Source organism: Streptomyces sp. G45, assembly GCF_049542095.1.
Taxonomy (GTDB): domain Bacteria; phylum Actinomycetota; class Actinomycetes; order Streptomycetales; family Streptomycetaceae; genus Streptomyces.
In genome coordinates this window covers 1,184,735-1,205,700 of record NZ_JBMUZU010000001.1, presented here as the reverse complement: position 1 = coordinate 1,205,700, position 20,966 = coordinate 1,184,735, and the positions used below count along the sequence as shown (strand labels likewise).

The window sequence follows — 20,966 nt, the reverse complement described above, 5'->3', positions numbered from 1 at the left end:
CCGGGTCGTCACAGACCGAGCTCGTTGTCGATGAAGTCGAAGATCTCGTCGTCGGTCGCGGCGTCCAGCTCCACTCCGGCTCCCTCCGGCTTCGCCCCCGCGCCCTCGGGGACGTCGAGCGTCAGCAGCAGCTCCCGCATGCGGGCCGCCACCGCCGTCCGGACCCCGGGCACGGCCGACCGCAGCCCGCTCTCCAGCCGGTCCAGCTCGGCCACCAGCGGGTCGGGGCCCGCGTCCGCGGCCGTCTGCTCCGGCGCCAGCTCGGCCCGCAGCATCGCGGCCAGCTGGACGGGCGTCGGGTGGTCGAACAGCGTGGTCGGCGGCAGCCGCAGACCGGTGGCCTGGTTGAGGTTGTTGCGGAACTCGACGCTGGTGAGCGAGTCGAGGCCCATCTCAAGGAAGCCGCTGTCGACGTCGATGGCGTCCGGCGAGCCGTGTCCGAGGATCGCGGCGACCTGCCCCTGGATGTAGCTGAGCAGGATCTCCAGCTGAGTGGCCTCGTCGTGCGGGGCGAGCCGCTGCCGCAGCGTGTCCGGGTCGGCCGCGCCGCCCTGGGCCGCCGCCTTGCGGGTGCGCGACCGCACCAGGCCCTGGAGCACGGGCGGCACCGGAGCGCCGCCCTCGCCGAGCCGGGCCAGGTTGAGCCGGGCGGGCACCAGCAGCGCCTTGGCCGAGCCGAGGGCCGCGTCGAGCAGGCCGAGCCCCTGCGCCGTCGGCATCGCGGCGATGCCGCCGCGGTCGAGGCGGGCCCGGCCGACCGGGTCGAGGCCCGCCGTCAGCTCGCTGGTCTGCGCCCACAGGCCCCACGCGAGGGACAGCGCCGGAAGGCCGCGCCCCCTGCGGTGCCAGGCCAGGCCGTCGAGGTAGGTGTTGGCGGCGGCGTAGTTGGCCTGCCCGGCGTTGCCGATCGCCCCGGCCACCGAGGAGAACAGCACGAACGCGGCCAGGTCCAGGTCCTCGGTCAGCCGGTGCAGGTGGTGCGCGGCGTCGGCCTTGGGCCGCAGCACCGCCGAGAGCCGCTCCGGCGTCAGCGAGGACACGGCGGCGTCGTCGAGCACCCCGGCCGTGTGGAACACGCCCGTCAGCGGATGCGCCTCGGGCACCGAAGCGAGCAGCGCGGCCAGCGCGTCGGCGTCCGCGATGTCGCAGGAGGCGACGGTGACGTCCGCGCCGAGCGCCTCCAGCTCCGCGGTGAGCTGCGCGGCGCCGTCCGCGGCCGGGCCGCGCCGACTGGCGAGCAGCAGGTGCCGCACGCCGTGCCGCGTCACCAGGTGCCGGGCGAGCAGACTGCCGAGGGTGCCGGTGCCGCCGGTGACGAGCACGGTCCCCTCCGGGTCGAGCCCGGCGCCGCCGTCGCCGTCCTGCGGCGCGGGCAGCGTCGCCCGCTCCAGGCGCGGCACCCGCAACTCGCCTTCACGGATGGCCAGTTGGGGCTCGCCGCTGGCGAGCGCCGCCGGGAGCGCGCGGCGCGAGGCGTCCGAGCCGTCCAGGTCGACCAGCACGATCCGGCCGGGGTACTCCGCCTCCGCGGTGCGCACCAGGCCCCACACCGCGGTCGCGGCCGGGTCCGGCACCTGCTCGCCGTCCGCGGCGGCCACGGCCCCGTGGGTCAGGACGACCAGGCGGGCGTCGGCGAGGACATCGTCGGAGACGAACTCCTTGACCAGCGCCAGGATGTCGGTGACCACGGTGTGCGCGTGCGCGGCCGGGTCGCCGCCGCTGGCCCGGGCGGGCCCCGCGAGGACGATCTGCGGCGGCTTCACGCCGTCCGCCTCCCGCTCGCTGAGCGCGACGAGGGACGTGAGCGACGCGTGGTCCACCGCGTCGACGCCGATGGCGCGCAGCGCGGCGGTCACCTCCGTCACACCGACCCCGGCCCACTGGCCGCCGCCCTGCGCCGCGGGTGCGGGCAGCGGGTTCCAGGCCAGCTCGTACAGGGCGTTGCTCTGCTGAGCCCGCGCCGCCGACAGGTGCTCCGGGGCCACCTCGCGCATGGCGAGGCCGGTCACGGTGAGCACCGGGGCGCCCGTCGGGTCGGCCACCGCGAGCGACAGGACGTCCCGCTCGGAGCGCGACACCCGCACCCGCACCCGCCGCGGCCCGACGGCGTGCAGGGCCGCGCCGCTCCAGGAGAACGGCAGCCGCACGCGCTCGGAGTCGGCCCAGAGCACCATCAGCGGGTGCAGCGCCGAGTCGAACAGGGCCGGGTGGACGCCATACGTCTCGGCGTCGGCGTCGTCGGGCAGCGCGATCTCCGCGTACACGGTGTCACCGGCGCGCCAGCCCGCCTTGAAGCCCTGGAACAGCGGCCCGTACTCGTAGCCCCGCTCGATGAACGTCCGGTAGAACTCCTCGACGTCGACGGACTCCCCGCCCGGCGGGGGCCACGCCGTGAGGTCGAACGCGGGCTCCGGAGCGCCGTCGGTGAGGAAGCCGCTGGCGTGCCGGGTCCACTCGGCGCTCTCCGCGCCCCCCTCGCCCTGGGGCGACGAGTGCAGGGAGAACGGCCGCCGTCCGGCATCGTCGGCGGCGCCGACGGTGACGCGCAGCTCGCGGGCGCCCTGGTCCGGCACGGCGAGGAACGCGTGGTGGGTCAGCTCCTCGATCTGGTCGCAGCCGACGTACCCGCCCGCGTGCAGCAGCAGGTCCACGAACGCCACGCCGGGCAGCACGACCGTGCCGTGCACCACGTGGTCCCGCAGCCACGGCTGGGCCTTGAGCGAGACCTCGCCGGTGAAGACGGCGCCTTCCCCGTCGGGCAGCGTGATGGCCGCCGTGAGCAGGGGGTGCGCGGCCGTGTTCGCGGCCGGGGCGGCGGGCCTGGCGGTGTCCAGCCAGTAGCGCTCGCGCTGGAAGGCGTACGTGGGCAGCGCGGGCGCGGGCACCGGGGCCGCGCCGATGAGCGGCGCCCAGTCGACGGCGGTGCCGAGGACGTGCGCGGCGCCCAGGGCGGCGACGAAGGTGTGGCGCTCGTCCCGGTCCCGGTGCAGCAGGCAGGTCCGCCTGGCGTCTGTGTTCTCGGGGTCCTCGGGCAGACCGTCCTGGACCAGCGCGGTCAGGACCGGGTCGGGGCCCAGCTCCAGGAAGTGGTGCACGCCCTGGGCGTGGAGGGTGGTGACGGCGTCGGCGAAGCGGACGGCTTCGCGGATGTGGCGGGTCCAGTAGCTGGGCGTGGTGATGTGGCCGGGGTCGGCGAGGTCGCCGGTGAGGTTGGAGACCACGGGGACGTTCGGCTGGTGGTAGGTCAGCTCGCCCGCGACGCGTTCGAACTCCGCCAGCATGGGGTCCATGTGGGGGGAGTGGAACGCGTGCGACACGGTCAGGCGGCGGGTGCGCCGCCCCTGGCCGGAGAACTCCCCGGCGAGCGCGGTGACCGCGTCCTCGTCACCGGAGACGACCAGCGCGCGCGGCCCGTTGACGGCCGCGATCGCCGTGCGCTCCGTGAGGTGCGCGACGACCTCGTCCTCGGTCGCCTCGACGGCGATCATGGCGCCGCCGGTGGGGAGGTTCTGCATGAGGGTGCCGCGGGCGGCGACCAGGCGGCAGGCGTCGTCCAGGGAGAACACCCCTGCCGCGTGGGCGGCGGTGATCTCGCCGATGGAGTGGCCGGTGAGGTAGTCGGCGGTGACGCCGTGGGCGGTGACCAGGCGGTGCAGGGCCGTTTCCACGGCGAACAGGGCGGCCTGGGTGTAGCGGGTCTGGTTCAGCAGAGTCGGGTCGTCGTCGAACACGACGTCCTTGACGGTGTGTTCGGCGTTCAGGTGCCGGTCCAGGGTGGCGCAGACCTCGTCGAACGCCTCCCGGTACACGGGATACGTGTCGTACAACTCACGGCCCATGCCCGCACGCTGCGCGCCCTGCCCGGTGAACAGGAACGCGGTCCTGCCCGGCTTCGGGCTGCCCTGGACGACGGCCGGTGAGGGCTCGCCGCGCGTGAGGGCGCCCAGGGCCCGGGAGAACGCCTCGCGGTCGTCGCCGACGAGCACCGCCCGGTGGGTGAACAGCGACCGGCCGGTGACCAGCGCGTGCGCGACGTCCTCCGGGCGCAGCTCGGGGCGGTCGGTGACGTGGTCGAGGAGGCGCTGGGCCTGCTCGCGCAGCGCGGCGGCCGACTTGGCCGACAGGACCCACGGGACAGTGGTGCCCGCGGGGGCGTCCTGGGCGCGCGCCGGGGTCGGCCGCGTCGTGGCCGGGGCCTGCTCCAGGATCAGGTGGGCGTTGGTGCCGCTGATGCCGAACGAGGACACCGCCGCGCGCCGCGGGTGCCCGGTCTTCGGCCAGGCCCGCGCCTGCGTCAGCAGGCGCATCGTGCCCGTGCTCCAGTCGATGTGCGGGCTCGGCTCGTCGACGTGCAGTGTCCGCGGCAGCGCGCCGTGGCGCATGGCCTGCACCATCTTGATGACGCCGCCGATACCGGCCGCGGCCTGCGCGTGCCCGATGTTCGACTTGAACGAGCCCAGCCACAGCGGCTGTTCCGGCGTGTGGTGGTGGCCGTACGTGGCCAGCAGGGCCTGCGCCTCGATGGGGTCGCCGAGCCGGGTGCCGGTGCCGTGCGCCTCGACGGCGTCGACCTCGTCGGCGGTCAGCCCGGCGCTGGCCAGGGCGGCGTTGATGACCCGCTGCTGGGAGGGCCCGTTCGGCGCGGTCAGGCCGTTGGAGGCGCCGTCCTGGTTGACGGCCGAGCCGCGGATCACCGCCAGCACCGGGTGGCCGTTGGCCTGCGCGTCGGACAGGCGCTCCAGGAGGACCATGCCCGCGCCCTCGGCCCAGATGGTGCCGTCGGCGGCGGCCGAGAACGACTTGGCCCGCGAGTCGGGGGCGAGGCCGCGCTGGCGGCTGAACTCCAGGAACATACCGGCGTTCGCCATGAGCGTGGCGCCGCCCGCGAGGGCCATGGACGACTCGCCGTTGCGCAGCGACTGGCACGCCAGGTGCAGCGCCACCAGCGACGACGAGCAGGCCGTGTCGACGGTGACCGCCGGGCCCTCCAGGCCGAAGGTGTACGCGACGCGCCCGGACGCGACGCTCGCCGTCGTACCCGTCAGCAGATAGCCCTCGACGGGGTCCTCTCCCGTGTGCGTGAGGGACACGTACTCCTGCGTGACCACTCCGGCGAACACGCCGGTGGCGCTGCCGCGCACCGTCTCGGGGCGGATGCCCGCGGACTCGAAGGCCTCCCAGGCGGTCTCCAGGAGCAGCCGCTGCTGCGGGTCGAGCGCCAGGGCCTCGCGGGGCGTGATGCCGAAGAAGTCGGCGTCGAAGCGGTCCGCGTCGTACAGGAAGCCGCCCTCGCGGGCATAGGTCTTCCCGGCCGCGTCCGGGTCGGAGTCGAAGAGGTTCTCCAGGTCCCAGCCGCGGTTGTCGGGGAAGGCGCCGACCGCGTCGCGCCCCTCCTCCACGAGCCGCCACAGCTCCTCCGGCGTGCTCGCGCCGCCGGGGAAGCGGCAGCCCATGCCGACGATCGCGATGGGCTCGTCCGTGGTGCCCCGCGCCACCGCCCGGGCCGCGCGCCGGGCGGTCTGCGCGTCGGCCTCCGCCTGCCCGCTGCCCACCAGCTCGCCCCGCAGGTACGCGGCGAGCGCCTGCGGCGTCGGGTAGTCGAAGAGCAGCGTGGACGGCAGCCGCATCCCGGACGCCTTGTTCAGGGAGTTGCGCAGCTCCACCGAGCTGAGCGAGTCGAAGCCCAGCTCCTTGAACGACTGGTCGATGCCGATCGCGTCGGACGAGCCGTGGCCGAGGACCGCCGCCACATGGCCGCGCAGGAAGTCCAGGAGGATCCGCTCCTGCTCGGCCTCCGGGCGGCCCGCGAGGGACTGCCGCAGCCCCCCGGCGTCGCCACCGGCACCGGCCGCCTGCGCGGCGGTGCGCAAGGGCGCGCGGACCAGGCCGCGGAACACCGGCGGCACCGGCGCGGACGCGGCACGGGAGCGCAGGCCCGCCAGGTCGAGCTTGGCCGGGACCACCACGGCCCGGTCCGCGAGGACCGCCGCGTCGAAGTGCGCGAGCGCCTGCTCGGCGGGCATCGGAAGCAGCCCGCCCCGGCTCATGCGGGCCCGGTCCTGCTCGTCGAGGGTGTCGGCCATGCCGCCCTCCCACAGGCCCCAGGCCAGCGACGTCGCCGGAAGCCCGGCGGCGCGGCGCTGCCCGGCGAGCGCGTCGAGGAAGGCGTTGGCGGCGGCGTAGTTGGCCTGCCCGGGCGAGCCCAGGACGCCCACCGCGGAGGAGAACATCACGAACGCGTCCAGGGCCGCGCCCCGCGTCGCCTCGTGCAGGTACCAGGCGCCGTCGGCCTTGGGCCGCAGCACCCGGTCGAACCGCTCGGGGGTCAGCGCCGTGACGATGCCGTCGTCGAGCGCCCCGGCGCAGTGCACCACCGCACCGAGGGGGTGCTCCGGCGGCAGGCCCGCGAGCAGCGCGTCGAGCGCCGCCCGGTTGGCCATGTCGCAGGCCGCGTACGTCACGTCGGCGCCCAGCTCGGCGAGTTCCGCGGCGAGGTCGTCGCCCGCCTGGCGGCCTCGGCGGCTGACCAGCAGCAGCTTCCTGACGCCGTGCGTGCGGACCAGGTGCCGGGCGAGGAGCGTGCCGAGGGCGCCGGTGCCGCCGGTGATGAGGACCGTCTTGTCCGGGTCGAACGGCGCGGGCGCGGCCGTCTCGGCGGTGTCACCGCTGACGCGGGCCAGGCGCGGCGCGTGCAGCCGCCCCTCGCGCAGGGCGAGCTGCGACTCCGAGGTGGCGAGGGCGGCCGGGATCGCCCGCAGCGACGCGTCCGTGCCGTCGACGTCGATGAGCACGAACCGGTCGGGGTGCTCCGTCTGGGCGGTGCGCAGCAGGCCCCACACGGCCGCCGCGGCCAGGTCGGTCGGCGCGTCGCCCGCGCCGACGGACACGGCCCCCTGCGTGAGGACCACGAGCCGCGCCTCGGGCCGGGCGTCGGACACCACCGACTGCGCCAGGCCGAGCACGTGCTCCGTCAGCACCCGCGCGGCCCGCGCCGGGTCGGCGTCCCCGGAGGCGCACCAGGTGACGAACACGTCCGGGCCGTCGTCGCCGTCCTGCGCGGACGCGAGCCCGTCGGCCGGGACCGCCACGGTGTCGGCGAGCGCGGACAGCGACGCCACCAGGTCCCGCTCGTCGCCGGGAGCGGCGATGACGCCCCAGGTGCCCGGGGCCACGGCCCCGTCCTGCGGCTCGGGGACGTCGATCCAGTCGACCTCGTACAGCTCACCGGCCTCGGCGGCCCGCGCGGCGGCGAGCTGGTCGGGGCCCACGGACCGCATGACGAGGGACTCGATCGTCATCACCGGCGCGCCCGTGCGGTCGGCGATGACCAGCGACACGGTGTCCTGCGCGGGCCAGGTCAGCCGGATGCGCAGCGACCGCGCCCGCGTCGCGTGCAGCGAGACGCCCGACCACGAGAACGGCACCCGGATGGAGTCGTTCGCCGCCTCGTCCGCCGCGATCAGCGCGGCGGGCTGGAGCGTGGAGTCGAGCAGACCGGGGTGGATGCCGTACGCGCCGGGGTCCGCGTCGTCGGGCAGCGACACCTCGGCGTACGTGGTGTCGCCGTCCCGCCAGGCCGCGCGCAGCCCGCGGAACAGCGGCCCGTAGCCGAAGCCCGCGTCGGTGATGCGCTGGTAGAACTCCGTCATGTCCAGCGGGTTGTCGGTGGTCGGCGGCCAGACGCCGTCCCCGAACGCCTCCGCCGTCGCGGGCGCCTCCCGGCGCTCGGCGGCGAGGGCGCCGGTGGCGTGGCAGGTCCAGTCCGCGTCGGCCGGGGCGTCCTCCGGCCGCGAGTACACCGCGAAGGGCCGCCGTCCGGCGCCGTCCGCCGCCTCGATCAGCAGCCGCAGCTGGAGCGCGCCCCGGTCCGGCACGGCGAGGAACACATGGTGGGTGAGCTCCTCGATGTGCTCGCAGCCCACGTGCCCCGCCGCGTGCAGCAGCAGGTCGACGAAGGCCACACCCGGCACGATCTTGGTGCCGAAGATGATGTGCTCGGCCACCCACGCCGGGGTGGACCCGGAGACCCGCCCGGTGAACAGGTGCCCGCCGCCGCCCGGCAGTTCGGCCAGGGTGGTGAGCACCGGGTGGCCCGTGGCGGAGAGACCCGCGGACGTCACGTCGCCCGCGGTGGTCGCCGTGAACCAGTGCCGCTCCGCCTGGAACGCGTACGTCGGCAGGTCGGTACGGGTGCGGGGCGCGCCGAGGTGCGCGGTCAGGTCGGCCGGGGCGCCGTCGGCGTGGACCTGGGCCACGGCCGTGAGGAACGTGACGGGCTCGGCGTGCCCGGCGCGCAGCGCGGCGCTGCCGCTGGCCTCGCCGTCGCTGGCGTCCCTGACGAGCGCGGTCAGGACCGGGTCGGGGCCCAGCTCCAGGAAGTGGTGCACGCCCTCGGCGCGCAGCGTGGCGACGGCGTCGGCGAAGCGGACGGCTTCGCGGATGTGGCGGGTCCAGTAGCCGGGCGTGGTGATGTGGTCGGGGTCGGCGAGGTCGCCGGTGAGGTTGGAGACCACGGGGACGCGCGGCTGGTGGTACGTCAGCTCGCCCGCGACGCGTTCGAACTCCGCCAGCATGGGGTCCATGTGGGGGGAGTGGAACGCGTGCGACACCGTGAGGCGCTTGGTCTTGACGCCCCGCTCGGCGAGCGCGGCCGCGATCTCGCCCGCGGCGTCCTCGTCACCGGAGATGACCAGCGACGCGGGCCCGTTGACGGCCGCGATGGACACGCGCTCCTCATGGCCTTCGAGCAGCGGCCGCAGCTCCTCCTCGGTGGTGCGTACGGCGATCATGGCGCCGCCGGTGGGGAGGTTCTGCATGAGGGTGCCGCGGGCGGCGACCAGGCGGCAGGCGTCGTCCAGGGAGAGCACCCCTGCCGCGTGGGCGGCGGTGATCTCGCCGATGGAGTGGCCGGTGAGGTAGTCGGCGGTGACGCCGTGGGCGGTGACCAGGCGGTGCAGCGCGGTCTCCACGGCGAACAGGGCGGCCTGGGTGTAACGGGTCTGGTTCAGCAGAGTCGGGTCGTCGCTGAACACGACGTCCTTGACGGTGCGTTCGGCGTTCAGGTGCCGGTCCAGGGTGGCGCAGACCTCGTCGAACGCCTCCCGATACACGGCGGAGGTCTCGTACAGCTCACGGCCCATGCCCGCACGCTGCGCGCCCTGGCCGGTGAACAGGAACGCCGTGGCGCCGTCGCGGGCCGTGCCCGTGACCACCGAACGGGACGTCTCCTGGCGGGCCAGCGCCCGCAGCCCGTCGAGCAGCGCCTCACGCTCCGTGCCGAGGACCACGGCCCGCTGCCCGAAGCGCGCCCGGGTACCGGCGAGCGCGTGCGCGACGTCCTCCGGGCGCAGTTCGGGGTGGTCGGTGACGTGGTCGAGGAGGCGCTGGGCCTGCTCGCGCAGCGCGGCGGCCGACTTGGCCGACAGGACCCACGGCACGACGGCGCCCTCGGGGGCACCCGGCTCCGGGTCGCCGTCCGTCTGCTGCGGCGCGGCGGGGGCCTGCTCCAGGATCAGGTGGGCGTTGGTGCCGCTGATGCCGAACGAGGACACCGCGGCGCGCCGCGGGTGACCGGTCTCGGGCCAGGCCCGCGCCTCGGTGAGGAGCTGGATGGTGCCGCTGGTCCAGTCGATGTGCGGGCTGGGCTCGTCGACGTGCAGGGTGCGGGGCAGCTCGCCGTGGTGCATGGCCTGCACCATCTTGATGACGCCGCCGATACCGGCCGCGGCCTGGGCGTGCCCGATGTTGGACTTCAACGAGCCGAGCAGCAGGGGCTGTTCGGGCGTGTGGTGACGTCCGTACGTGGCGAGGAGCGCGTCGGCCTCGATGGGGTCGCCGAGCCGGGTGCCGGTGCCGTGCGCCTCGACGGCGTCGACCTCGTCGGCGGTGAGCCCGGCGCTGGCCAGGGCGGCGTTGATGACCCGCTGCTGGGAGGGCCCGTTCGGCGCGGTCAGGCCGTTGGAGGCGCCGTCCTGGTTGACGGCCGAGCCGCGCAGCACGGCGAGCACGGGGTGGCCGTTGGCCTGCGCGTCGGACAGGCGCTCCAGGAGGACCATGCCCGCGCCCTCGGCCCAGATGGTGCCGTCGGCGGCGGCCGAGAACGACTTGCAGCGGCCGTCCGACGCCAGGCCCCGCTGCTGCCCGAACTCGACGAACATGCCGGGGGTCGCCATGACCGCGACACCGCCCGCGAGGGCGAGCGAGCAGTCACCGGTGCGCAGCGCCTGCGCCGCCTGGTGCAGCGCGACGAGCGACGACGAGCACGCCGTGTCGATCGTCACCGCCGGGCCCTCCAGGCCGAAGGCGTACGCGATGCGGCCCGAGGTGACGGACGCCGTGGTGCCGGTCAGCAGATAGCCGCCGAGGCCGTCGTCGCCCTCGTGCAGCCGCGGGCCGTACTCCTGGGACATCGCGCCCACGAACACGCCGGTGCTGGTGCCGTGCAGCGCCCCCGGGTCGATCCCGGCACGCTCAAGGGTCTCCCAGGTGACCTGGAGCAGCACCCGCTGCTGCGGGTCCATCGCCGTGGCCTCGCGCGGGCTGATGCCGAAGAACTCCGCGTCGAACTCGGCGGCGTCGTCGAGGAAGCCGCCGTGCCGCGTGTACGTCTTGCCGCGGACGCCGGGCTCCGGGTCGTACAGGCGCTCCAGGTCCCAGCCGCGGTCGGTGGGGAACTCCGAGATCGCGTCCACGCCGCCGTCGACGAGCCGCCACAGCTCCTCCGGGGAGCGGGCGCCGCCGGGGTAGCGGCAGGCCATGCCGACGATCACGATCGGGTCGTCGGCGTCCACCGCCGACGCCCCCGTGGGCGCCGGGGCCCCGGCCGTCGACGCGTCGCCCAGGGCCAGCTCGCACAGCAGCCGGGCCAGCCGGGACGGGCTCGGGTGGTCGAAGACCACGGCCTCCGGAAGCGTCAGACCCGTGATGCCCGCGAGGTCCTGGCGCAGCTGGACCGCCATCGTGGAGTCCATGCCCAGCTCGCGGAAGGCCCGGCCCGCGTCGACCGTGTCCGTGCTCAGGTGGCCGAGCACGATGGCCGTGCGCAGCCGCACCAGCTTCAGCGCCTCGCGCTGCCGCTCGTCCTCGGAGAGCGCGGCCAGGCGCTCGCTCCACGTCGCGGCGGCCGTGGGCGCCTCGTCCCGCGCGCCCTGCCCGGCCTCGACGGCGGCCCGCGCCACCGGCGTGAAGTCGGCGGCGCCCTCGGGCCAGTAGCGCTCCCGCTGGAACGCGTACGTGGGCAGCGCCACCCGGCGCGGCTCGCGCCCGGCGAACACCGCGGTCCAGTCCACGTCCAGGCCGCGCACGTGCAGCTCCGCGAGGGACGTGAGCAGCTGCGGCCACGGCTCCTCGTTGCGCCGCAGCGACGCCACCACCAGCGCCTCGGGCAGCGTCTCGCGCAGGCCGAGCGTCAGCACCGGGTGCGGGCTCGACTCCACGAACGTGCCGTACCCGGCCTCCTCCAGCGCCTTCAGGGTCGCCGAGAACAGCACGGGCTGACGCAGGTTGGCGTACCAGTACGCGGCGTCGAGCCCGGCCGTGTCGACGACGCCGCCGGTGACCGTCGAGAAGAACGCGACGTCGGACGAGCGCGGCGTCACCCCGTCGAGCTGGTCGAGCAGCCGCTCGCGCACCGCCTCCACGTGCGGCGAGTGCGAGGCGAAGTCCACCGCGGGCACCGCCTTGGCGCGCACGCCGTCCGCCTCGCAGCGGGCGATCAGCGCGGCCACGGCGTCGGGGGCGCCCGCGACGACCGTGCTGCGGGGCCCGTTGACCGCCGCGACGCTCAACTCGCCGTCGACCGCCTCCAGATACGCGGTGACCTCGTCGGCGCCCAGCGGCACCGACGCCATCGCGCCCGTGCCCGCCAGCGTCATCACCGTCTGGCTGCGCAGCGCCACGATCCGGGCGGCGTCCGCCAGGTCGAGCGCCCCCGCGATGTGCGCGGCCGCGACCTCGCCCTGCGAGTGGCCCACCACCGCGTCCGGCCGCACGCCGAGGGACTCCCACAGCCGGGCGAGGGAGACCATCACGGCGAACAGCACCGGCTGCACGACGTCCGCGCGGTCCAGGGACGGCGCGCCGGGCTCTCCGGTCAGCGTGTCGAGCAGCGACCAGTCGACGTACGGAGCCAGGGCCTCCTGGCAGGCCTCGATCGAGCCGCGGAACACCGTGGAGGTGCGCAGGAGTTCACGCGCCATGCCCTCCCACTGCGAGCCCTGCCCGGGGAACACCAGGGCGACCTTGCCGTGGTCGCCGGTGACGCCCGTGACCAGGCCCGGCAGCTCAGAGCCCGCGGCCAGCGCCGCCAACTGCGCGTCGTGGTCGAGTCCGAGGGCGACGGCGCGGTGCTCGAAGTGGGTGCGGGTCGCGGCGAGCGACCAGCCCACGTCGAACGCGTCGGCGTCCGCCGCCCGGTGCTCGCGCAGCCGCTCGGCCTGGGCGCGCAGCGCCGCCGGGGTGCGGCCCGACACCAGCCACGGCGTCAGCGGGACCTCCGGCTCACCGGCCGCGGGCGCGTCCTCGTCGGACGCGGGCGCGCCGGGGGCCTCGGCGAGGACGACGTGGCAGTTGGTGCCGCCGACGCCGAAGGAGCTGACGCCCGCCACCAGGGGCGCGTCCGGCCACGGCCCGGACGCGGTCTGCACGCGCAGGTTCAGGGCGTCGGGGTCGATGCGCGGGTTGGGCGTCTCGTAGTTGAGGCTCGCCGGTATCTCGCGGTGGCGGATGCTCAGCGCCGTCTTGATGAGGCCGACGATGCCCGCCGCGCCCTCCAGGTGGCCGACGTTGGTCTTGGCCGAGCCCACCAGGACCGGCTCGCCCGCGGGGCGCGCGCTGCCGTACGCGGCGCCCACACCGGACGCCTCCAGCGGGTCGCCGGTCGGCGTGCCGGTGCCGTGCAGCTCCACGTAGCGCACCTGCGCCGGGTCCACGCCCGCGTCCTCGCACGCCTGCCGCGCCACGCTCGCCTGCGCCTCGGCGCTGGGCACGGTCAGGCCCTCGGTGGCGCCGTCGTTGTTGACCGCGCTGCCGAGGATCACCCCGTACACCGTGTCCCCGTCGCGCACCGCGTCCGCGAGCGGCTTCAGGACGACGACGCCGCCGCCCTCACCGCGTACGTAGCCGTTGGCACGGGCGTCGAAGGTGAAGCAGCGGCCGTCCGGGGAGAGCCCGCCGAACCGCCCGGCGACCTCCGCGCTCTCGGGCGCGAAGTTGAGCGCCACACCGCCCGCGAGCGCGAGCGTGCACTCGCCCTTGCGCAGGCTGTCCACGGCCAGGTGCACCGCGACGAGGGACGACGACTGCGCCGAGTCGACCGTGAGGCTCGGGCCGCGCAGGCCGAGCGCGTACGACACGCGGTTGGCGATGACGCCGCGGTTCAGGCCCGGCAGGGAGTGCTGGGTGATGGCGCCGCCGCGCTGGGCGAGCGCCGCGTAGTCACCGGCGATCGCGCCGACGATGACGCCAGTCGCGGAGGACCGCAGCGTCTCCGGGACGATGCCCGCGTCCTCCAGGGCCTCCCAGGCCAGTTCGGCGAAGAGCCGCTGCTGCGGGTCGATCGCGAGGGCCTCGCGCGGCGAGATCCCGAAGAACGCCGGGTCGAAGGCGTCGACCCGGTCGAGGAAGCCGCCGCGCCGCAGTCCGGCGCGGTGCCGCTCCGGGGCGTCGGGCAGCACCTGGTCCGGATCCCAGCGGTCCGGGGTACGTCGGTGATCGCACTCCGTCCGGCACGCAGCAGCTCCCAGAAGGCGTCGGCGTCGGAAGCCTGGGGGAGACGGCATGACATGCCGGTGATTGCGATGGCATCGGTACCGTGGACAAGATCACTCGTCATGGTGGCGAGTGCCTCCCTCATCGCGCGCTCCGAAAACGCCGGGCTGGCGTTCGTCCTGAGAGAACGATCGTCGGCTCCGCGCTCCGTCCCGAGCTACCCGTAGAGCCCCCTAGGACGACCGCGACAGGGGTGCCTTAGGGGGCCGGGTGCGCGTAGGGGGCAGGGGGCGGGGCTCGTCCGGGTGCCGAAACGCGTCGTCCGCCTGCCCCCGGGCACGGGGACGGGCGGACGACAACGGCCGCGCGGGGCCTTGGTGGTGGCCCCGCGCGGGGTGCTGCGGGTGGTGCGGACGTGGGGGTCAGACCGTCGTCAGGTCGCCGGTGGGGGCGCCCTGGAGCAGCTGCTCGCGGTTCCTGATGCCCATCTTGCGATAGACACGAGTCAGGTGCTGCTCGACGGTGCTGACGGTGATGAACAGCCGTTCCGCTATCTCGCGGTTGGCGTACCCCTGGGTGGCGAGGACCGCGACGCGGCGCTCGGACTGACTGAGCCGGTCGAAGCTGTCGCGGCCCGCCCGCTCGCCGCCGCGGGCCTGCGCGCTCTGGGGTGGGGTGGCGCGGGGCGCGGACGTCGGCAGCAGCGCCTGGCACAGGGACTCCGCCTGGCAGCTCTTGGCCAGCCGCCAGGCGCGCCGCGCGGTGGGCCGGGCCCGTTTGTCGCCCAGCTGCTGGTAGGCGCGGCTGAGGTCGGCGAGGACGGTGGCCGCCTCGTAGCGGGCGCCGCTGGCCTCCAGGAGCCGGAACGCGTCCGCGAGCACGGGCGGCTGCTGGGCGGTGTCCTGGACCAGCGCCAGCCGGTGCAGGATCATGCCGCGCGACCGGGCGAGCCCGGCGTCCGGCAGTGCCCGCTGCTCCTCCACCAGGCGCGCCGCCCGCTCCCGGTCGCCCTGCCGCAGCCAGGCCTCGGCCTCCCCGAGCCGCCAGGGCGCCACGGCGGGCGTGTCCTGGTTCCAGCGCCGCATCAGCCTGCCGCACTCCTGGAAGTCGGACAGCGCCAGGTGCGTGTTGCCCGTCGCCAGGTAGTGGCGGCCCCGCGCGTACAGGTAGTGCAGGCCCGCGCGGGTGAGGAACAGCTCGGGCGGCGGCTCCGGCCGCAGGTACCCGGCCGCCGCCTGGTGGTCGCCCCGTGCGGTGTGGGCCTCCACGAGGATCGCGAGGGCCAGCGCGCTGCTGACGTTCCAGCGCGGCCCGGAGAGCCGGGCGTGCGCCAGCTCCGCGCGGCGCACGGCGTCCCCGAGCCGCCCGCGGCGCAGCGAGATCAGCGCCCCCACGCCCTCGATCTGCGCCCGCCAGCCGGGCGCGTCCTGCTCCCCGGCGTCGGCGGCCAGCAACGCGTACCACTGGTCGGCGGCGTCGAGCTGATCGGCGTACGCCAGCGCCAGCAGGGCCTTGGGCAGCCCGCTGAGCTTGGTGGTGGGCTGGCTCTTGCTGCCCTGGAAGACCTGCTCGGCCAGGGCGATCGCGTACGGGTCCGCGCCGCGCTCCAGGACGCGGGCCAGGGCGTGCCGGGCCCGCACCTCGGAGTGGGAGGTGGGCGGGGCGGTGGTGGGCGGCAGCGGGCGGCGCAGCCGGTCGAGCACGCCCGGCACCTCGGAGAGCATCAGCATCCGGGTGGCCTGGAGCGCGGGCGCGAGGTCGTCGTCGCCCTCGTCGTCGAGGTGGTCGACGACCTCCACGGCCTCGTCGAACCGCAGGTGGAACAGCATGCCCTCGGCGACCCACAGCGCGTCGGGGCCGGTGAGCTTCCCCTCCAGGATGGGGTCCTTCAGGCCGAGGAAGTGCAGCGCGGAGTCGGCGGGGCTGAGCACCCACTGGCCGTAGGCGTACTGCGACTTCACCGACAGGCGCTGGGTCTCGTCCAGGGAACACTCGCGCGCCAGCTCCAGGTACCGCACGGTCTGCGGCGCGTCGCCGTCGGCCAGCGCCTCCTGGGCGGCCTCCCGCAGCACGGGCAGCACCCAGTCCTCGTACAGCGGACCGACGCCGAGCAGGTGTGAGGCGACGGCCTGCGGGGGAGCGCCGTTGTCGCACAGCAGCCGGGCGGCGCGGTAGCGCAGGTGGGTCGCCCGGTCGTGCGGCATCTCGGCGAGGACCGCCTGCCGTACGCCCGCGTGCCGCAGCCGGGACCCGTCGACGACGCCGATGTCGGTGAACAGGCGCAGGTAGCGCTTGAGCAGTTCGGTGTCGATGCCGCTGAACCGGCTGAGCAGCAGCGGCGTCGCCGCCTCGTCCAACAGGGCGACGCAGCGGGCGAGATGGACGGCGCGGGGCCCCAGCCGATGCAGATAGGCCAGCACCGCCCGGTGGTAGGCGGCGCCGATCGCGGGCTCCTCATCGGCGGCCGGTCGCGGGGCGGCGGACGCTTCGGTCCCGTCGGCCACCGGCCGTACGGCGCGCAGCCGGTGGTCCTCGATGAGGGCCTGGGCCAGCAGCGGGTTGCCGCCGCTGAGGCGGTGGATCTCGGTGAGGAGTGCCTCCGGCGGGCGGGGCGCGGGGCGACCGGCGGCCAGCTCCGCGACGCCCGCGCGGGTCAGCGGGGCCAGGTCGAAGCGGCGCACGCTGGTGCGGTACAGCAGGTCGTGCAGGATGCGCGGCGGCTCGTCGTCGACGCAGACGCCGTGCGTGAACACCAGGACCAGCGAGAGCTGCCCCAGGCGGTGGGCCAGGTAGCGCAGGCAGGACAGGGTGGCCAGGTCCGTGTGCTGGATGTCGTCCACCGCGATCAGCACCGGGCGCCGGGCCGCGAGGTCGGCGATGAGCTGGTGCGTCTGGAGGGCGATCGTCAGCGGGTCGTCCTGGGCGGTGGGCAGGGCGAGGGCGGCGGCGACGTCCGCGGCCCCGCCGGGTCGTTCGGTGTCCGTGCTGTCGTCCGGTGCGTCCGTGACCGGGAAGTGCGCGTCGATCGCGTGCACGAGCTGGGCCAGCGCGCTGTAGGGAACATGACGCTCCTGGGGCGAACTCACCACGTTGAGCACCACGCTGCCCGCCTCGGCCGCCCGCTCCGCCAGCGCGTTGAGCAGCGTGGTCTTGCCCAGCGCCGTCCCGCCGCTGATTGCGGCAATGGCCCCCCGGCCCCGTGCGGACTCCAGCACTAGGTCATTAAGACGTTCCAGTAACGTGCTTCGTTCCCCCAACACTTCCTGAGTTCTCCCTGGTCCGTTGATCATGAAACTAGCCGGAGTCCAGCATGGCCGGAAAGGCGAGCGCTGCAAGTTTGTGTCATGGATTCGAGAACTGTCCAGCAGTCGATCTTTGGGCGTGGCGCGCCAGCGGTGCCGAGGCGTCACGCCGTGCCCCCTGGCGGCCTGACCTGCGGGTTTGCTGCTGTGGCGGCCGGATCGGCCGCGTTGGGGGCCCTTCCGGGGCCCCGGATCGCTGTGAAAATGACGCGCCGAGACACGTTCTGTTGCCCTTTTTAGACCGGGAAAGAGAGGAACCGTAACTTCCGGCGCGGTAACAAATTTGCCACGTGTTCAGCCAGCTGAAATGCCGTCGCATCGATGGTCATTTCTATTTGCAATTAAAGAGGGCGAGTGGCGCCCGGACGCGGGTTACCGGCGGTTTCACTGGAGGTTTCGGCCTGGCGCGGGGGTGGTGCGACGCCCGCTCTGGGAGCGCTCTCCAAGATCAACTTTGCAGCAGCAGGCCCCTTCCGATCATGTCGCCGCCCTGGCCGCCGCCGTGGCGGGGTGCCGCGAGGAACGGAGACCGGGTCGTACCGGAATGTGACGGACGCCATGCGCGGGGGGACGAGTACGTCCGTTGTGTGACCGCTTTCCGGCCATCTGGGACGGCATGTGCCGTACCGCGCTCCAGCGGCACGGTTCGGGCGCGCCCCGCGCCCGGGTCGCCCCGGCTAGTCGGCATCCGCCGCGGAGTAGCGCTGCCCCAGCGGCCAGCCCGCGCTGCGCCCGGCGGCCGTGACCAGGAGGTGCTGGTACTGCGGGGCGGCGACGACGTTCTGCGTCAGCGAGGGGCACAGCACCGCGCACCCCGCGGCGGTCATGGTGCCCAGGCGCCGCTGCCCGCCGTCGAAGAAGACGTACTCGACGTCCGCCGGGGCCTCGGCCGTGTCCACGCTCACCGACGCCGGGACCGGCGTGGGCAGCCGGAACAGCACGCCGCCCACGCCCGCGGCGCGGAGCTGGCGGGCGCCGATGCCCAGGGTGCTCCACCGGGGCTGCGGACGCGGTACGTCGAGTACGGCGACGCGCAGCAAGGCGGCTCCGGGGCCGTGCAGGACCGCTCGGGGCGCGCGCTCCAGGAGCGCGCTGACGCCCGAGCCGTCCGGTGCCGCTCCGCCACCGCCGCCTCCCGCGGCCGACTCGTCTCCCCTGTCGTCCCCGTCGTCGTCCTTGGTCCCGCCGCTCGCGCCGTCGCCGCCTGAATCCGAGGGCATGGGTGTGGGCGTCGGCGTGTCGCTGGGGGAGGGGCCGGTGGCGGAGGGCGAGGCGGACGTCGGGGTCGCCGTCGGCGCGGTGGTCGTGACGGGCGGCGGCACGACGACGCACTTGTTGTGATGGCCCATGCAGGCGATGTTGTCGCCGTTCTCGTTGCCCTGCTCCTGCGCGGGCCCCCGGTCGCCGCTACAGGCGGCGACGGGCAGCAGCAGGCACAGCAGCAGCACCCCGGGGGCGCGCAGCGCCACCCTCATCCGCCCGAACTCCCGTGTGGCGTCGGCAGGTCGGGGCCGGACACGCGGGCCGTCGCGCCGGGAGCGCACACCAGGTGCTCGCCGACGCAGGCCACGTTGTCGCCGTTCCTGTTGGTCTGGACGACCGACCCCGGGCCGCCCCCGCCACCGTTGCCATCGCTTCCCCACACCGTGATCAGCGCCGCCACGATCACCCCGATCGCGCCGACGACCGCCGCCGCCACGGCGCCCGCGGCCATGCCCTGCACCCCCATGTGCCCCCCTGACCGGCCCGCACCGTGCGAGTGCCGATGCGCCGGGAGGTCAGCGTAGGGGCGTCGTGGCCGGTAGCGAAGGTGCTGGCGGCCCGGCTACGCCAGACGTCCGGGGGGCTCGCCTGTGTGCGCGGGGGGCGTTCTACGGCGGCCCGTGCGCCCCGGCGACCGGCTGGCGCCCCCGGTGGGAGCCGCGGAGCCGCCGACCGGGGCGGGCGGGACGGGAAGGCCCGCCCCGGCCGACGGGCAGGGGCGCGAGCGCGGTGGGGTCACGCGGTCTCGCGCAGGTCGCCGCTCTCCTCGCTGCCGTCGTCCGCCCACTCCACGAACGACGCCAGCTGCTCGTCGCGCCGGACGCCGCGCAGGCGGTCGACGATGCGCTGGCTGCGCCAGGCGAGCAGGCTCAGGTTCTTGTCGGCGAGGCCGCGCTGGGCCGGGGTCGCGTTCTGTACGAAGATGTTGCGGTCGGCGGGGCCGTCCCAGCGCACCGCGTAGTCCCGGTCGACCAGGTACTCGCCGCCGTCGTGCTCCAGGCGGTCCGCCAGGGGCGCGAGCAGGTCGAGGGGGCCGGTGCGGAACCCGGTCGCCCAGATGACCACGTCGGCCGTGGTCTCCCGGGGCTCACCGGGGAAGTCGTTGTTGGCCACCGTCAGTGTCCAGCCCTGCCCGGCCGGGACCACCCGCGTGACCTCGCGGTTGGGCCACATCCTGATGAGGCCGGGCGCGCGGGCGATGAACCGGCGGTGGTAGGTCTGCTGGTAGATGGCGCGCAGCGTCGACTCCGAGATGCCGTCGCTGGTGAGGACGTTCTCCCGGTTGATCTGCTCGCGGGCGCCTCGCGCCAGGTCGTAGAAGTACTCCGAATAGCTCGGCATGTAGTAGTCGTTGGTGAACGGCGAGTCGTCGATGGGCGCGAAGTTGCGGCGCCGGGACACCCAGGCCACCCGGCTGGGCAGCTCGTCGCCCTCGCGCGAGATCAGGTCGAGGAACGCCTCGGCGCCGGACTGGCCGCCGCCCACCACCACGACCCGCTTGCCGCCGAGGCCCACGGCCCGGTCCACGAAGTCGCAGACGTGGAACTGGCCGACGGCGTCGATGCCGCGCGCGGCCGGGGGCAGCCACGGCTCGTTGCCGACGCCGAGGGCGATGTTCTCCGCGGCGAAGACCTGCTCGTCGGTGTGCACCCGGAACACGCCGTCGAACTCGATCGTCCGCACCTCCTGCCCGAACACCACGTTCTTCATCCGCCAGCTCGCCCACTCCAGGTAGTTGCGGAACTCCTGCCGGGGCACGGCGTCGAACTGCGCGTTGATGAAGTGGTAGATGCGGCCCTGGTCGTGCAGATAGTTCAGGAACGAGAAGGGGTTGGTCGGGTCGGCCAGGCTGACCAGGTCCTTCAGCATCGAGACCTGGAGCGAGGTGCCGGGTATCTGCTGGCTGTCGTGCCAGCCGAAGGATTCCTTCCGGTCCAGGAACAGACTGGTGAACTCCCGGTGCGGACTGAGCAGCGCGGCCAGGCTGAGATTGGCGGGTCCGACACCGATTCCGATCACGCCGAAGTGCTGTTCGGTCATTGGGAAATACCCCCGTCTCGGGTTAGGGCTCCGTGGATGCGGCGGCGATCCCGCGCGGGAGAGCGGGGAGTTCAGCGGCGGCGGGGCGCAATCGGCCCCGCGGGGCGTTCGCTGTGTCGGCCGCCGGGTGAAAGGGGATCAGCGGAACACGGGTCAATTGTTGGCCGCCGGATGCCCTTGTCAAGAAGCGGGAAGACGCCCGGAAACGCCGGAATAAGCCATCCCTTCACGGCGGCCGTTCCCCCTTTCGGGCGCCCGAAGGAGCCGCCGAAGGCCCGGCTCGGGTGATGCCCGCACGCCTGCCGCTCCTGCCCCGGCCGTGGTGGCGCCCCGCGGCCCTGACCCGCTCGGAACGGAAGAATGGCCGCTCACACGGGTGACGCGGCGGCGATCCACAGCGGTCGACGGCCCGTCCCGTACGGCTTCTGGGATCGCGTCGGCGCTTGAGCGGCGGCCGCTTCCGCCGTACGCGGTATCGCTTCCCGCTCCGCGTTTTCCGCGGCGCGTCAAGAATTCGCTAGGAGTTCGGGAACGGTCTTTTCCAGCAGGCTCACGACTGCTTCGGATGAGTCCGGGGCAACGCGTGCGTGCGGGAATAGGGGAGAGCGCTCCCGCACGCTTGCGAGGCGTGTTGATCGGCGGCCAGGATGAGTG

The 20,966-nt window shown here is 74.7% G+C and carries 5 protein-coding genes; all 5 read right to left on the bottom strand.

Translation table 11 applies throughout. The features are described from left to right. Positions 1-8: 8 nt before the first annotated feature. The 5 genes from ACOBQU_RS04950 to ACOBQU_RS04930 all read right to left on the bottom strand — a co-directional run bounded on the left by ACOBQU_RS04950 (position 9) and on the right by ACOBQU_RS04930 (position 20,312). A complete protein-coding gene (locus ACOBQU_RS04950; RefSeq protein ID WP_423624681.1) occupies positions 9-13,673 on the bottom strand; it encodes an SDR family NAD(P)-dependent oxidoreductase in 13,665 nt (4,554 codons plus the stop codon). Between the two features lie 456 nt (positions 13,674-14,129). Continuing rightward, complete coding sequence (locus ACOBQU_RS04945; protein WP_423624680.1) at positions 14,130-16,922, bottom strand: LuxR C-terminal-related transcriptional regulator; 2,793 nt, start codon at positions 16,920-16,922, stop codon at positions 14,130-14,132. 764 nt (positions 16,923-17,686) lie between these two features. Then, the gene (locus tag ACOBQU_RS04940; RefSeq protein ID WP_423624679.1) at positions 17,687-18,484 is read right to left on the bottom strand and encodes a hypothetical protein; all 798 of its coding nucleotides are present in this window, start codon (positions 18,482-18,484) and stop codon (positions 17,687-17,689) included. Further along, on the bottom strand, positions 18,481-18,738 hold the full coding sequence (locus ACOBQU_RS04935; RefSeq protein WP_423624678.1) for a hypothetical protein: 258 nt from the start codon (positions 18,736-18,738) through the stop codon (positions 18,481-18,483). The genes ACOBQU_RS04940 and ACOBQU_RS04935 overlap by 4 nt, the downstream gene beginning before the upstream one ends. Positions 18,739-19,007: 269 nt before the next feature. Next, on the bottom strand, positions 19,008-20,312 hold the full coding sequence (locus tag ACOBQU_RS04930; RefSeq protein ID WP_423624677.1) for a lysine N(6)-hydroxylase/L-ornithine N(5)-oxygenase family protein: 1,305 nt from the start codon (positions 20,310-20,312) through the stop codon (positions 19,008-19,010). Positions 20,313-20,966: the final 654 nt, after the last annotated feature.